Raw genomic sequence first — 13,821 nt, forward strand, 5'->3', positions numbered from 1 at the left:
ATGCCGACTACACAATATTATGAACAGATCATAGAGGAATTAAATCGCGCTGCCCGCCAGCTCGCCGATGAAGAAGCGGAAACATTAGCCGATCGCATCCTTCAATCCAGGAAGGTGTTCGTTGCGGGTGCAGGCAGATCCGGATTAATGGTACGGGCCTTTGCCATGCGGCTGATGCAGATGGGAATGGATGCTTATGTAGTGGGCGAAACCGTAACCCCTAATATGGAAAAGGATGATATCCTCATCATCGGATCCGGTTCTGGGGAAACTAAAAGCCTGATACCGATGGCCGAGAAAGCCCGAAGCCTGGGCGGATCGGTCGCGGCAGTCACGATTAACCCGGATTCCACCATCGCCAAAATTTCGGATATCACCGTCAAGCTGCCAGGCTCACCTAAGGAGCAGGCGGGCGATACTCATAAAACGATACAGCCTATGGGGGCGTTATTCGAGCAGACGCTTTTATTATTCTGTGATGCGGTTATATTGAAGCTGATGGAGAAAAAGGGGCTGAACTCCGGCACTATGTTCGGAAGACACGCCAACCTGGAGTAGCTAGCCCCAGAGGGCCGGCTTGGCGACCATAAACCACATCATCGTCATGGTAATGAGAAGATATAGGATCAAGGCGCGCTTTAACTTGGCCACTAGCTCCGGCCGGTTGGTGTGAGGCTTGCTTAACGCCCGCAGCACCGGGGAAAAGGCCCTTGCCAGAAAAAACAACGATCCGACAAGGATCAGAAGCGTTGCAATAATCCATGGGGTGTTCCAGCTCCAGGAGCCAAGCCAAGCCAGCAGAACGCCTGTGGTCACCAACACATGGCCCGTATGCTTGGTCAGCCGCACCGTATGGCGAAAAGAGTCCAGAAACAGAGGCAGAACCTCTGGCGGGCTCTTTTCTATTTTGGAAAGCAGCGGATATAACACGAAATAAGGCCCTATGCTCAAAATTACGCTAAAAATATGGGCATACAGAACCATAGAATACCAAACAGACACTCTGGCCTCCCCTTTCATACAACCATCCCCAAAAGACGAACAGTGTGGATGGATTCGTCCACACTGTTTCTCCGGTATTACACTACCCTTCGGTATTCGTGCACCCAAACCGTCATATGCGGCAGCCAAGGCATTCCGGGATGCAGAGCGAGGATGCTCTGTTTATAATCTTCCACTGTAGGGTAGCCTTCTGCCCGGGCATCCGCGTCCGTTAATTCTCCCAAGGATTGGCGGTATACGCGGGTCACTTCGAATTCGTGGCCCCGAAGCTCCATAATTTCACCTACATCTGCATAGCGGCCATTGCGGCGGGTGGCGGTCTTTGCTCCGCTGAGCACCTTTTCCACTTCATTCTCCAAAGTAATCAGACGTTCGACGGAACACGTTTTTGGCGGCAAAGCTTCTGACATCACTTGATCACTCCCTGCTCGTTGGACGAGCTTGTATTCATATCCAATTTTACCAAAGTTGTCCCTGGTATTCTAATTTCACAGTGATTGGCCGGCAGCAAAGGACCGGATTCCCCTGTCAGTAGGTTTAAGGCAGCGAGGATCCGGGTAAAAAATGACATCATTCCTGGTTACTTTTTGCAACTGTATGATCTTCATTCGAGGGGAGGAATTATTCAATGGACTCTAAACTCCAATCCGGCTCTTTTCTCTCTTTACTAAAAAAAGGGAACACCTCGTCCGGCGCCGCCGCGCTGGGTAATGCCGCTATAGCTGTAATCAAGGGATTCGCCGCTGCTTTCACCGGGAGCGGAGCGATGTTCGCATCCACCATGCATTCGATAGCGGATACGGTGAATCAATTATTTGTGTTCGGAGGCAGCATTCTGGCCGAGCGTGAGGCGACCCGCCGTTTTCCGAGCGGTTTTGGCCGGGTAATTCATCTATTCTGCATGCTTGCGGTCATTGTGGTGACAATTATGGCCTATGAGACCATACGCGAAGGCTGGTACCTGGTGCACCATCCTATGCGTTCCGGCGGCTTTTGGATCAATCTGGCGGTGCTCGTGATTTCAATCGGGATGGACGGTTATGTGCTGATTAAAGCGATGAAAGAGATCGCCCGGGAGGCCAGGCTCAATGTAAAGGGACTCAAAATCGCCACTGCCGCGTTCCGTAACGTAAAAAGGGCCGCTCCCTCCACCCGCCTAGTGTTTTATGAGGATCTTGTCGGGACGACCGGCTCCTTTCTTGCCCTGATTGCCGTAGCAGCCACCACTTTCACGAATGTCGAGGCTCTGGATGGAGTGGCTTCCATTGTGATCGGCTGTTTGATGATAGGCATGTCCTTCCGCGTTGGATACGACAATATGGTGGGCTTAATCGGAGTAGCCGCTCCGCCTGATGTGGAGGACCACATCGCGGATATCATCTTTTCCGATCCGAACGTCACGGACATCTATCAGATGAGAATAATGCAGGAAGGCCGCTACTACCATGTCGAAGGATTGATCGAACTGAAGAAGGGCCTGATGCTCGCGTCGGCGGATGACATTAAATTCAAAGTCCGTGACAAGCTGCTGGGCGATCCGAACATTTCCGACGTTACTTTGGGCATTCTGGAGGACAACGGGGTCAAAGATTGGGAGCCTACACATGGCCTGGGAAACGAGCGTTAGGAACAAATTCCTGCCGGTTTCCATCATTTACAACCTATGCTTGGTGTTTCACTTCCCATCCGGAGGGTAAACATATAATTAAGTTCTATAAGACTTGCACGGTAAATAGATAGGGGGAGCTTCATTGATACGTCTAGAACATGTGCGTAAAGAATATGCGGACGGCTTCGTCGCGCTCAAGGATGTGAATCTTGAATTTATAGACGGCGGCCTGAATGTGCTCATAGGGCCCAGCGGATGCGGTAAAAGTACGACCATGAAATTGATCAACCGGTTGATCGTACCGAGCTCCGGCAAAGTGACGATCGACGGTAAAGACATTTCCCGGATGAATCCTGTGGAATTGAGAAGGAGTATCGGCTATGTCATCCAAAATGTAGGCCTTTTCCCGCATATGACGATCGCGCAGAATGTCGCTGTCGTTCCCAGGCTGCTGCGTTGGGACGCAAGCAGGATCAACAAACGGGTCGACGAGCTTCTCGAGCTGGTCCATCTTGATCCGCAGACCTACCGGAACCGCTATCCTGCCGAACTGAGCGGCGGCCAGCAGCAGCGGGTAGGTGTGATACGGGCACTGGCCGCGGATCCGCGGATCGTGCTGATGGATGAGCCTTTCAGCGCACTGGATCCCATATCCCGGGAGCAGCTGCAGGACGAAATCGTTGAGCTCCAGCAGGAGCTGAAGAAAACGATCGTTTTTGTGACTCATGACATGGATGAAGCCATAAAAATCGCGGATAATATTGTTCTTATGAAAGCCGGCGGGGTTGTCCAGCAGGGAACGCCGGAGCAAATCCTGCGCAAGCCTGCCAATGAATTTGTAAAATCCTTCGTCGGCCTCAAGAGGCTGCAGCCCGAGCATGCCACTGCCGAGGAGCTGCCGAACGTCGAAGAGGTCATGGCGACAAACCCCGCCGTCGCTTACCCGTTCCGGGGTATGGCGGAAGCGGTAAATATGATGGAAAGACGGCGCGTGGATTCGCTGCTGGTCGTGGACCGGGCTGGAACGCTGATGGGCTACGTCACTATTTTTCAGGTGTTACAAAAATACCAGGATGAGAATATGACGATAGGCACCCTGATGAAGCCCTTCCAGCATACCGTTCCGGTGGGTGCCTCTCTCGCGGAAGCGGTCCGTTTGATCACGGAGCATAAGCTGCCTTATGTCCCTGTCGTACGGGAAGGCAACAAATTTGCCGGCCTGATCACCAAAGGAAGCGTGGTACGCTATATCTCGGAGCTGTACGGGAATGCGGAAAGCGAGGCGGAGACCTCATGAACAACGGCTTCCTGGCAAACCTTATAAACATATTCAATACCCGGATGGGGGACATCCTTCATGCTTTGGGGGAGCACATGCTGATTACGGCCGCAGCGGTAATATTCGGCATCATTATCGCCGTTCCGCTCGGTATCGCCATGGCCCGGACAAAATCCGGCTTGCTCCGCACCACAGTATTCACGGCGGCGAATGTTCTGCAGACTATCCCGAGCCTCGCTCTGCTGGCCATTCTTATTCCGCTGCTCGGCATCGGTACGAAGCCTGCCATCTTTGCGCTTTTTCTCTACTCTCTGATGCCGCTCATGCAGAATACATATTCCGGATTCCGGGCGGTGAATGCAAATGTAGTGGAAGCGGCGCGGGGGATGGGTTTCAGCGCAAAGCAGCTGCTGCTGCAAATCCAGCTTCCGCTGGCCGCGCCGTACATTATGACGGGTATTCGCGTGACCACGGTATATATCGTCAGCTGGGCTACCTTGGCGGCGATGATCGGCGCGGGCGGGCTTGGACGCCTTATTTTCTCAGGGATGAGCGTCAACAAGAAGGAACTGACCGTGGCAGGTTCGATCGTGGCCGTTGTTCTCGCTTTGGCGGTCGATTTGATCCTTGGCCGGTTAGAACGGAGAATAACGAGCAAAGCCGGCGGCGCAGAAACTTCCGCTCAGAACAAAGGGGTGGAAGCATGATGAGGAACACGCGGCTGATTGGCCTTTTTCTCGTGCTGCCGCTCTGCTGGGGACTCCTCACGGGCTGCGGGAACGCCAATACGATGAGGATCGGCACGCAAACCTTCACTGAAACCAAAGTACTGGCGTATATGTACAAGCTGCTGATTGAGGACCGCACTAAGGTGAAAGTCGACGTACTGACTGATCTCGCCTCCTCCAGCGTGGTGCTGGATATGCTGAAGCAGAACCAGCTGCAGATGGGTACTCTTTATTCCGGTGTCATCTTTGAGAACCATTTTCCCGTAAAAGAGACCCGTGACCGCCAGGAGGTCCTGTCGCAAGCGCAGGCCGGCTTCGATAAATATTTTAACTTGAAATGGTATGACCCTTACGGCTTTGAGAACACTTATGCATTTACCGTGCGTAAAGACCTTGCCGAAAAAGAAAACCTGAAAACCATCTCGGATTTGGCTAAGTTTGCCGGTTCCTACCGTCTGGGAGTGGACACTTCCTGGCTGGAGCGGCCGGTTGTGGGCTATCCCGCTTTTACCCAGCACTATGGATTCAAGTTTAAGGAAACGTTCCCCATGGAGATTGGTCTGGTCTATAAAGCGGTTGCCAACCGGGAAGTGGACGTAGTTGTGGCTTATTCCACCGATCCCCGGCTAAAAGAGTACGATTTGGTGACTCTGCAGGACGACAAACATTTTTTCCCGCCGTACGATGCTTCACCAGTGGTCACCAAAGCGTTCCTTCAGCAGCATCCCGAAGTGGATGACGCCGTCAAGCTGCTTGTAGGAAAGCTCGATGCCCAGACGATCATTGATCTCACTTACGAGGTCGATGTCAAAAAACGCAACGAGAAAAGGGTGGCCGAGGAGTATTTGAAAAAGACGGGACTGCTGAAATAGCAGCTTTTACAGAAAGGAGGCAGACCATGTCGCAATTTATTGCTTATGTACAGGAAAACTGGCGGGATCTGATCGGCTTGACTCTCGACCATATCCAAATGGTAGCCGCGGGGCTCATCCTGGCCCTTCTTGTCGGGATTCCACTGGGCGTACTCGCCTCCCGCAGCCGCAGGCTGGCCCCGGTCATCCTGACCGTGGCCAACATTATCCAGGTTATACCCAGCCTGGCCTTGTTGGCTATGCTGATGATCGTATTCGGACTGGGCTTCAGGACCGTCGTCATCGGGCTGTTCCTTTATTCCCTGCTCCCGGTCATCCGCAATACCTACGTAGGATTGACCCAGGTCAATCCCGCCGTGACCGAGGCGGGCAGGGGCGTAGGCATGAGCCCGCTGCAGCTGCTCTGGATGGTCCGGCTGCCCTTGTCGCTGCCGTTTATCTTGACCGGCATCCGGGTGGCTGCGGTCATCGCCATCGGTGTCGCCACCATCGCCCCGCTGGTCGGCGGCAACGGCCTGGGCCGGGAGGTGTACTCCGGCATCACAATGGACAATCCCGCGCGTATCTACGCGGGAGCGATTCCGGCCGCCGCGCTGGCCATCCTGGCGGATCTTTTGTTCGCCAGGCTTCAGCGGCGGACGCAGGTGAAGTCTTAGCAGCGCGGTAAGCCCGGCCGCTGCAGGGAACCCGTTAGGCCGTGAGCTTTCCGCGCGGCCCGCGTGTGCTCTCCCGCGTCACAGACTTGCCAGCCTCCTATAACATCCACATATCAACCAATTTAATAACGAAAAACCTTCCCAATGTTTAATAATCCTTTGCTTCGTTTCGTGTGCTCGAAAAGCTGGTTTTTTTATAAAAGTCAAAAAGACTGGGCAAGACGTCACTTAACAGATAACTGCCCGTTCATGGTGAAAAAATAAGCGGCTGCCGAAACAGCCGCCATGCAGTGTCGTTCTGCGTTAGCGTAATGGATAGTATAAGCCAACCGGCCGGCGCTCATAGCCCCGCTAAAAGGACCGCAACTTTCCGACAGCGAGAACAAAATCACCCTGCGGGTGAATAAAGACGTGTTTCTAAGGACCAGGACTGTCTTGTTCATACATTATAATCATGGATAAGTGACGAAGAACATACCGTTCCATTCTGGCGAGTGGAAGCATTCTGTTATATGGAGGGTTATGAGAGACTGACTTGGCTGGCCGTTCCCGCCGAAAAATGTAAAGCGTCATTTTAAAAATTGATCATAAGACGGCGGTCTTGATGTGGAAAAAGTTATGTACAGAAGGCTGGCTGCCCCCTTCTTTCCGAGGCAATGGTGAAAAGGATTGCCCGGAATGTGCCGGCCCGCGGAATGCTGGAATATTAGAATAACCGCTGATTTTGATGGCACTTTTCCAGTTAAATACATCTGTAACCAAATCGAAGTCAAATTAAATGGAGGAATTCCCTTTAATTTTTCCAACCCGCGATTCTCCTGGGCATTGCGACAGTGCTCGGCGGGTGCTCAGACCGTTAAAGCAGGGGAATATCCGCTGAAGCTAAATCGATCCAACACCATTATAACGAAGGGGGCGCAAAGGTGATCTTCTGGATTGGAATAGAGGGGATTTGACAAAACAAGCATCTCCCAGCGAATGAATGTATCTACCCACAGTTATCCACAGCCACCGAAAATCATAATTTCCTATACAACGAGAAAAGGGGCCTGGGGGCCCTCTCGGAACATCAATGCATCGGATCCATCGCCGCATGGTTGACGACGACGCGGCGGATGAAGAACGCCATGGCCAGACCGATCAGCGTCACAATCATCGCGAACCAGAACACGTTCTGCGAGCCGAACGTCATCGCGTTGGCCAGCTCGGTCGGCTTGGTCGGCGCGGGGGAGTCGTGCAAATACTTATTCATGCCGCTCGTAAGGATGCTGATCGCCACCGCCGTGCCGATCGCACCTGCAACCTGCTGCAGCGTGTTCATGACCGCCGTGCCGTGCGGATACAGCTCCGGTGGCAGCTGGTTCAGGCCGTTCGTCTGCGCCGGCATCCACACCATGGAGATGCCCACCATTAGGCCGATATGCAAGGCGACAATGAAAGCGAGCGAAGACGCGGGCGTAATGCCGGAGAAAAACCATAACATCGCTGCTACGACGACAAGGCCGGGAATGACGAGCCACTTCGGTCCATACTTGTCAAACAAACGCCCCATACGCGGTGACAGGATGCCGTTCAGCGCACTGCCCGGCAGCAGCATGAGCCCGGCGGTAAACGCGGAAAGTCTCATGCCGTTTTGCAGATACATCGGCAGAATAATCATGCTCGACAAAATGATCATCATGCACGACAGCACCATAAGCAGCCCTACTAAGAACATCCGGTACTTGAAGACGCGCAAGTCCATCAACGGCTCGCTCATAAACATCTGCCGCAGCGCGAACAGCACGAGCGCGACCAGCCCGATGACTATCGATGTGACCACGACCGCGCCGGTCCAGCCTTCCGCGCCTTCGCCCGCCTTGCTGAAGCCGAATACGACGCCGCCAAAGCCGATCGTGGATAATATAACGGACAGCAGATCGATGCGGGGCTTCGAAACGTCGGTAACGTTTTCCAAATACTTCAGTCCTACCAACAGCCCTATAACCAAAAACGGCAGCGAGAGCCAGAAGATGTAGTGCCATGTTAAATACTCGATCAGAAGACCCGCCACAGTCGGGCCGGTCGCCGGCGCGAACATAATGACGAGACCGACGAAGCCCATCGCCGCCCCGCGCTTCTCCGGCGGATAAACGACGAGGATCGTATTGAACATGAGCGGAATCAACAAACCCATACCGACCGCCTGCAGTACGCGAGCGACCATCAGCATTTCGAAATTGAACGCGAGCGCCGCGATGAATGTGCCGACGATCGAGCTTGCCAGCGAGCCGATGAACAGCTGTCTCGTCGTAAACCATTGCAGCAGCAGCCCGGTCATCGGCATCAGAATGCCGAGCGTCAGCAGAAACCCCGTTGTCAACCATTGCGCGGTCGCTGCCGAAATTCGGAACACATCCATTAAATTACTGATCGCGATGTTGAGCGCCGTCTCGCTGAACATGCCCACGAAGCCGCATATGAGCAGCGACGCCATGATGGCTCGTGTATTGTATTGCTTCATCAATGTTTCACTTCCTTCTTAAGAAAAATGTCTAATTGTACGAGACTCTCATATTCGGTCCCTGAAGAGAGGCATCGGGTGCTCGACGCCTGGTTCGTGCCAGAAGCGGAGACTCCCCCAATCTCCTTCGGCTGCGGTGAGCGCCGGGCAGTCGTGACCGTGCTTACCGTTGACGTCAACGGGACTTAGAACGAGTTTGAACTCGCGCTCGAACGCCATATCGGCGAGAACGAAGATTTGTCGCGCAAGTCGCCCGACTTCGTCCTCACGTGCAACAATGGCAGTAACACATTTTACTTTACAATATCTCTCACGAATTTTAAAGCAATCGGTTGTCTATAGGAAATTTAATTGTGGTTTTTGTTGCCTCATAGGGCGACAATTTTAGTTTAAAAGCATCTTTTGGCAATCCGGTCTACGGGAAGGAATACTCGGCAGCCGGCATATACGTGGACGGCGGCAAAAATGTAACCATCACGAACAACGACGTCCATGACAACGACTACGGGATTGAGCTGGCAAGCGAGCATGCCGGCGGTCTTACTTCAGCAGTGGAGGTATCGTTCAACCGGATTTATCACAATCGGGCGGCAGGCATTACACTTGGCGGCTATGACGAAAGTCGAGGCGGGACGAAGGATTGCATCATTGCAGGAAATACAGACAGGGAATGACCTGCATTCAGATTTCTCGATGATCTCTTCGAACGAGCGTAAAACGGCATTAAGCCGGTTTCACCAGTAAAACCATCCATTCCTCAAGGTCGAGAGACGAATAATTCCCATCGTTCAGGATCAAGCCGAAATATTCACTGACACGCTGATCACTGGCCGAGATGTACTGTACAACCGTCTCCTCCTGCTCCTGCGACCGGGTAGTGCGTTGAACCCAGGGCTTGAATGCCAGGTTTTTTTTTCGCACGCGTGAGTTTAGCACCTGAAGACCGGCCTTCTCCATCCAAGTAGTCCATTCTCCGGAACGGTAACAGCGGACATGGCTTTCGTCCCGCAGTTTCTCCACCGTGTTGATAAACACATCGAGTTCGTCGTCGTCGGGCGCTATGTTGTCGATCAGCAGCAGCTTGCCGCCGGGCTTTAATACCCTGGCCGCCTCCTGGACAAACCGTTCGGGTTGCGGAAAATGATGCGCGGCAATCCGGCAGGTGACTGCGTCGAAGGAGCCGTCCAAAAAAGGAAGGTTTTCTGCATCGGCTACTATAAACCACACATTGTCCGCATGCTGCGTCACATACCGATGTGCCGAAACCAACATTTCGCGAGTTAAATCGGTGGCGAAAACCTGGGCGACATGGGGGGCCAGACTTTTGGCCGTATGCCCGCCGCCGGTCGCGATGTCGAGAACGCGCCAATCCGGCTCCGGCTCCAGCAATTGCACGAGAAGAGCAAGGTCCTCGCTTTTCCCATGTGATTCACTGGTGACGTATTTATCTGCGTTTCGGGAAAACTGTTCTTTTACGACGTCTTTAATCACCTTGTCTTGGCTATCAGGCATCGCTGCTTCACTCCGTTCTTAGGATTTCCTACAATTCATATTACCTCCGAAAAATAGAAATTACCTAATTCATAATCGAGGTCAACGGCGTTTTTAAATTGTGCGGCACATTAGTTATGAGCTCGGTCTTCACCCTACCACCTTTAAATATTTCGGTTCCTTCGGATTGAGCTCGATCTTCTCGGGATTATGCGCACGTGGACGGCCACCGTGTTATCCGCGTTGAACGAAGGGTCTTTCCAGACCTTTTCATAAATTTCATCAATCGAAAATATTCTTAAAAATTTCTTACTAAGCCTCACACCCCGGTCCTGTCCAGTACCTCCACTCCCGTATCCGTCCCGATAATCACCCTGTCCGCCATAGAAAGAAACAGCCCCGTCTCTACGACACCCGTGAGCCCTTTCAGCTCCGTATGAAGCTCTTCCGGCCGTTCAATGCCGCCCAGCAGACAGTCCAGAAGGTAATTGCCGTTGTCTGTAACAAAAGGCTTGCCCTCCCGCATCCTCAGCTCAGGACGGCAGCCGGCCTGCTCCAGCCTGTACATGGTGGTCTGCCAGGCAAACGGGACGATCTCCACCGGCAGCGGAAAAGCTCCGAGCCTGCTTACTTTCTTGGATTCGTCGGCTACGATAATGAGCTGCCTGGATGCCCGGGCGATCAGCTTCTCGCGCAGCAGGGCCCCGCCCCCGCCTTTGATGAGCCGCAGCTCCGGATCTACTTCATCCGCTCCATCAACGGTAAGGTCCAGCTGTTTCACCTCGTTAAAAGAAGTCAGCGGGATGCCCGCTCCCCTGGCCAGCTTCTCCGTCTTTACTGAAGTGGGGATTCCCCTTACCTTCAGTCCCTGCCTCACTCTTTCTCCGAGCTTCATCAGAGTCCAGTACAACGTGCTCCCGGTGCCCAAGCCGATTGTCATTCCGTCCTCGATATAATCTAACGCTTTTTCGCCGGCTCTTTGCTTTTGATCCATATTTTAAAACTCCTTTTCCTAAAAAATGTAGTAAAACCTTTACTATCAGTTTACCTTATTTATCAGGGGACAAATATCCCTCAGCTTGAAAAGAGGAACTGCGAAGCCGCTTGTCGAAAAAGGCAAGAGGCCTGTGCGGCCGCCCCGCTATCGGCGCGCGGAGCCGCAGGCAGATGCAAATGAGCCGAGAAAGGTGAGATGAGATCAGATGAGTGCGCAGGAGAAAGACAACGCGATGAAGAACAACGCAATGGAGTTAAGCCGGGTTATTTTTGTCGGGCGAACCTGGGGAGAGTATTTGAGGATGTTTGATTTGTCCGAGCGGGACCTCAGGGGGCTTGCCGTACTGGATTGCCCGGCCGGAGCCTGCTCTTTCACCGCGCAGGGAAACCGGAGGGGCTTGAACGTCACCGCATGCGACCTCGCATACCATTTTTCCATAGATCAATTGGCGGACAAAGGCCTGGAGGACATTGAACTTGCAGTTGCGGGCGTGGAGAAGGCAGACGACTGCTTCCTATGGGATGAGATCCGTTCCCCTGAGGAACTGCGGCAACTGCGCTCCCGGGCATTAAGCGAATGGACGCAAGACAGATTGCTGCATAAGGAGGCTTATGTGCCGGCTGTTTTGCCTGAGCTGCCCTTTTCGAGCCGTCAATTCGATATGACGCTGTCCGCGCATTTTCTCTTTACCTATGCGGACCGCCTGGATTATGCTTTCCATCAGCAAACGATACAGGAGCTTGTTCGCGTGACAGCACGGGAGATCCGTATTTTCCCAACGGCGGATTTGTCGGGAAAGCGATATGGGCAAATGGACCGCCTCCTCGCCTGGATCGGAACGCTGGGCTGGACGGCCGAGGAGATTCGCGTCCCGTATCTTTTTCAAAAAGGCGCCAACACGATGCTAAAGCTTCACGTGGAACATTGCTAAAGCTCCGCGGGTTTGCCCATGTCAAACTGGCAGAAACATCACCCGTGAAGCTTCACTTAGAACAACGCTAAGGCTCCGCAGGAGCGTACAAAAAGGCTGCCCCCTCAGTGGTAACCCACTTGCGGGACAGCCTTCCCTTTGTATTCAGGCCGGTTGTTAAGACAGGTGCTTCTGCAAAGCGTCAGTCAACTGGTCTTTAGGCTTATAGCCTACCAGCTGATCCACCATTTGTCCTTCTTTGAAGACAAGCAGCGTCGGAATTCCCATTACCCCGAATTTACCCGGAGTCTCCGGATTTTCGTCCACGTTCAATTTCACAATTTTCAATTTATCTCCCATTTCCTTGTCAAGCTCTTCCAAAACAGGAGCGATCATTTTACAAGGTCCGCACCATGGGGCCCACAAGTCCACCAGCACTGTTCCTTCTTTTACTGAATCGGAAAAAGTTGAATCGGTAATCGCATTAACCGCCATCTGAAAATCCTCCTTAGAGTCATCTATATATAAGTGTGTGTTGCTTATGTATTAAAGATACCCCTCTTTCAAATATTAGTCAAATTAATGTCTTTAATATATAATATTAGTAATAACTTATCTAAAAGGCGGTAGTAAAATGACTTTGCCCCAGCTCGAAGTTTTTCTGGCGGTCGTGGAGTCCCACAGCTTTACCAAAGCGGCGGAAGCGCTGAACATGTCCCAATCGGCGGCAAGCCAGGCAGTGTCCTCCCTGGAGGCCGAGCTCGGGGCCACTCTGCTGAACCGCAGCCGCAGCGGGGTAACGGTGACGGAAATCGGCAAAAAGGTGCTCGTCCACATCCGGGAAATTATCCAGCGCACGTCGCTGATCAAGCAGGAGGTCGCCGGGTTGACGGGACTGGAGGCCGGCACCCTGCGCATCGGCAGCATTCCAAGCGTATCCGCCAAGCTTCTGCCCCGCATTATAGGTTCCTTCCGCAACCGCTACCCGGGGATCGAATTAATCCTTTTCGAAGGCAACTACGAGGAAGTCAATCAATGGATTGAATCTTCAGTCGTTGATCTGGGCTTCGTTACTCTGCCCGCCGAAGGAATCGATACGATCCCGCTCATGCAGGATAAGCTCGTCGTGTTTCTGCCGGCAGACCATCCGCTCAAGGATCAGGCATCGATCCGGCTAAAGCAAATCGCCGCAGATCCGTTTATCATGCCGAACGGGGACAGCGACGAGTTCATCCGCTCCTTGTTCCGGTACAGCGGGATTACACCCAATATTCAGTTCGAGGTGCGGGATACCGCCACGATTCTGGCTATGGTACAGGAGGGCCTTGGTGTAACCGTCCTTCCCGAGATGGCCATTCCCATGAGCCTCCCCAAGGTGAGCTCATCTTACCTGAATTCCCAGAGGCAGCGGAATATAGGGCTGGGCGTCCGAAACCTGCAGGCCGCGGCTCCGCCGGTGACGGCTTTTATCAAGGAAGCGCAGGAGCAGGCCAAAGAGCTGTCGTTCAAGTTATTCAACAGCTATCAATCCACCTATAAGCCGGATTAGCTTATTTGTGAGACGCCTTGTTGTGGTATTAGAAAAGCCGGGCTCCAAAAGGAGTCCGGCTTGAGCTGAGCCGCCGATTACCAGCAGAAAGTTCTGAGGATGATAACCAAAAGAATGAACAGTACCAATATAGTACCGACGTTGCTTCTATATCCTCCTACAACTCCACAACCTGCTCCATAGGACATTGAATTTCCCCCTTTCACGTAGTATCCGGTTCAATGA

14 protein-coding genes and 2 pseudogenes are annotated in these 13,821 nt (G+C 52.9%); 9 read left to right on the forward strand and 7 right to left on the reverse strand.

All coding sequences use genetic code 11. The features are described from left to right. Nucleotides 1-558: a 6-phospho-3-hexuloisomerase gene (hxlB, locus tag ACZ5N7_RS12105; protein WP_464654445.1), complete on the forward strand. Its 558-nt coding sequence runs from the start codon at nt 1-3 to the stop codon at nt 556-558. Here hxlB and ACZ5N7_RS12110 read toward each other — a convergent pair whose 3' ends face one another. Both ACZ5N7_RS12110 and ACZ5N7_RS12115 read right to left on the reverse strand, forming a co-directional pair. Next, nucleotides 559-1,002, reverse strand: coding sequence for a hypothetical protein (locus ACZ5N7_RS12110; protein WP_464654447.1), 444 nt, complete (start codon nt 1,000-1,002; stop codon nt 559-561). Between the two features lie 77 nt (nt 1,003-1,079). Further along, entirely contained in the window at nt 1,080-1,412 is a 333-nt protein-coding gene (locus tag ACZ5N7_RS12115) for an ASCH domain-containing protein (protein ID WP_464654449.1), read from the reverse strand. A 218-nt stretch (nt 1,413-1,630) separates the two neighbouring features. Here ACZ5N7_RS12115 and ACZ5N7_RS12120 point away from each other — a divergent pair, with 218 nt between their 5' ends. The 5 genes from ACZ5N7_RS12120 (at nt 1,631) to ACZ5N7_RS12140 (ending at nt 6,146) form a co-directional block, all read left to right on the forward strand. Then, complete coding sequence (locus tag ACZ5N7_RS12120; protein ID WP_464654451.1) at nt 1,631-2,629, forward strand: cation diffusion facilitator family transporter; 999 nt, start codon at nt 1,631-1,633, stop codon at nt 2,627-2,629. A gap of 124 nt (nt 2,630-2,753) precedes the next feature. Continuing rightward, a complete protein-coding gene (locus tag ACZ5N7_RS12125) occupies nt 2,754-3,908 on the forward strand; it encodes an ABC transporter ATP-binding protein (RefSeq protein ID WP_464654453.1) in 1,155 nt (384 codons plus the stop codon). Continuing rightward, complete coding sequence (locus ACZ5N7_RS12130; RefSeq protein ID WP_464654455.1) at nt 3,905-4,597, forward strand: ABC transporter permease; 693 nt, start codon at nt 3,905-3,907, stop codon at nt 4,595-4,597. Before ACZ5N7_RS12125 ends, ACZ5N7_RS12130 begins: the two co-directional genes overlap by 4 nt. Beyond that, entirely contained in the window at nt 4,597-5,490 is an 894-nt protein-coding gene (locus ACZ5N7_RS12135; protein WP_464659255.1) for a glycine betaine ABC transporter substrate-binding protein, read from the forward strand. Before ACZ5N7_RS12130 ends, ACZ5N7_RS12135 begins: the two co-directional genes overlap by 1 nt. Before the next feature lie 26 nt (nt 5,491-5,516). Further along, a complete protein-coding gene (locus tag ACZ5N7_RS12140) occupies nt 5,517-6,146 on the forward strand; it encodes an ABC transporter permease (protein WP_464654457.1) in 630 nt (209 codons plus the stop codon). A gap of 1,069 nt (nt 6,147-7,215) precedes the next feature. Here ACZ5N7_RS12140 and ACZ5N7_RS12145 read toward each other — a convergent pair. Beyond that, on the reverse strand, nt 7,216-8,649 hold the full coding sequence (locus ACZ5N7_RS12145; RefSeq protein WP_464659257.1) for a DHA2 family efflux MFS transporter permease subunit: 1,434 nt from the start codon (nt 8,647-8,649) through the stop codon (nt 7,216-7,218). Nucleotides 8,650-9,050: 401 nt separating this feature from the next. On the opposite strand from ACZ5N7_RS12145, the pseudogene ACZ5N7_RS12150 reads away from it, so the two are divergent. Next, nucleotides 9,051-9,323 (forward strand): annotated as a pseudogene (locus tag ACZ5N7_RS12150) (right-handed parallel beta-helix repeat-containing protein); the annotation flags it as partial. 49 nt (nt 9,324-9,372) lie between these two features. On the opposite strand, the gene ACZ5N7_RS12155 reads toward ACZ5N7_RS12150, so the two are convergent. The 3 genes and pseudogenes from ACZ5N7_RS12155 to rpiA all read right to left on the reverse strand — a co-directional run bounded on the left by ACZ5N7_RS12155 (nt 9,373) and on the right by rpiA (nt 11,134). Next, on the reverse strand, nt 9,373-10,161 hold the full coding sequence (locus ACZ5N7_RS12155; RefSeq protein ID WP_464654459.1) for a class I SAM-dependent methyltransferase: 789 nt from the start codon (nt 10,159-10,161) through the stop codon (nt 9,373-9,375). A 129-nt stretch (nt 10,162-10,290) separates the two neighbouring features. Beyond that, nucleotides 10,291-10,439, reverse strand: a pseudogene (locus ACZ5N7_RS12160) (winged helix-turn-helix domain-containing protein); the annotation flags it as partial. Between the two features lie 20 nt (nt 10,440-10,459). Next, on the reverse strand, nt 10,460-11,134 hold the full coding sequence (gene rpiA, locus ACZ5N7_RS12165; protein WP_464654461.1) for a ribose-5-phosphate isomerase RpiA: 675 nt from the start codon (nt 11,132-11,134) through the stop codon (nt 10,460-10,462). 208 nt (nt 11,135-11,342) lie between these two features. Between rpiA and ACZ5N7_RS12170 the strand changes: the two genes are divergently transcribed. Then, nucleotides 11,343-12,068, forward strand: coding sequence for a class I SAM-dependent methyltransferase (locus tag ACZ5N7_RS12170; protein WP_464654463.1), 726 nt, complete (start codon nt 11,343-11,345; stop codon nt 12,066-12,068). Between the two features lie 156 nt (nt 12,069-12,224). On the opposite strand, the gene trxA is transcribed toward ACZ5N7_RS12170, so the two are convergent. Continuing rightward, a complete protein-coding gene (gene trxA / locus ACZ5N7_RS12175) occupies nt 12,225-12,542 on the reverse strand; it encodes a thioredoxin (protein WP_464654465.1) in 318 nt (105 codons plus the stop codon). Between the two features lie 139 nt (nt 12,543-12,681). Between trxA and ACZ5N7_RS12180 the strand changes: the two genes are divergently transcribed. Further along, nucleotides 12,682-13,596 (forward strand): LysR family transcriptional regulator, encoded by a 915-nt coding sequence (locus tag ACZ5N7_RS12180; RefSeq protein WP_464654467.1) that lies wholly within the window; start codon nt 12,682-12,684, stop codon nt 13,594-13,596. Nucleotides 13,597-13,821 lie beyond the last annotated feature (225 nt).

The sequence above is a fragment of the Paenibacillus sp. JCM 18996 genome (assembly GCF_055392555.1).

Coding starts and splice junctions, on each gene's coding strand:
- hxlB (WP_464654445.1), top strand. CDS start 1: ATGCCGACTACACAATATTATGAACAGATCATAGAGGAATTAAATCGC.
- ACZ5N7_RS12120 (WP_464654451.1), top strand. CDS start 1,631: ATGGACTCTAAACTCCAATCCGGCTCTTTTCTCTCTTTACTAAAAAAA.
- ACZ5N7_RS12145 (WP_464659257.1), bottom strand. CDS start 8,649: ATGAAGCAATACAATACACGAGCCATCATGGCGTCGCTGCTCATATGC.
- rpiA (WP_464654461.1), bottom strand. CDS start 11,134: ATGGATCAAAAGCAAAGAGCCGGCGAAAAAGCGTTAGATTATATCGAG.
- ACZ5N7_RS12180 (WP_464654467.1), top strand. CDS start 12,682: ATGACTTTGCCCCAGCTCGAAGTTTTTCTGGCGGTCGTGGAGTCCCAC.
- ACZ5N7_RS12170 (WP_464654463.1), top strand. CDS start 11,343: ATGAGTGCGCAGGAGAAAGACAACGCGATGAAGAACAACGCAATGGAG.
- ACZ5N7_RS12135 (WP_464659255.1), top strand. CDS start 4,597: ATGAGGAACACGCGGCTGATTGGCCTTTTTCTCGTGCTGCCGCTCTGC.
- ACZ5N7_RS12130 (WP_464654455.1), top strand. CDS start 3,905: ATGAACAACGGCTTCCTGGCAAACCTTATAAACATATTCAATACCCGG.
- ACZ5N7_RS12155 (WP_464654459.1), bottom strand. CDS start 10,161: ATGCCTGATAGCCAAGACAAGGTGATTAAAGACGTCGTAAAAGAACAG.
- ACZ5N7_RS12115 (WP_464654449.1), bottom strand. CDS start 1,412: ATGTCAGAAGCTTTGCCGCCAAAAACGTGTTCCGTCGAACGTCTGATT.
- trxA (WP_464654465.1), bottom strand. CDS start 12,542: ATGGCGGTTAATGCGATTACCGATTCAACTTTTTCCGATTCAGTAAAA.
- ACZ5N7_RS12140 (WP_464654457.1), top strand. CDS start 5,517: ATGTCGCAATTTATTGCTTATGTACAGGAAAACTGGCGGGATCTGATC.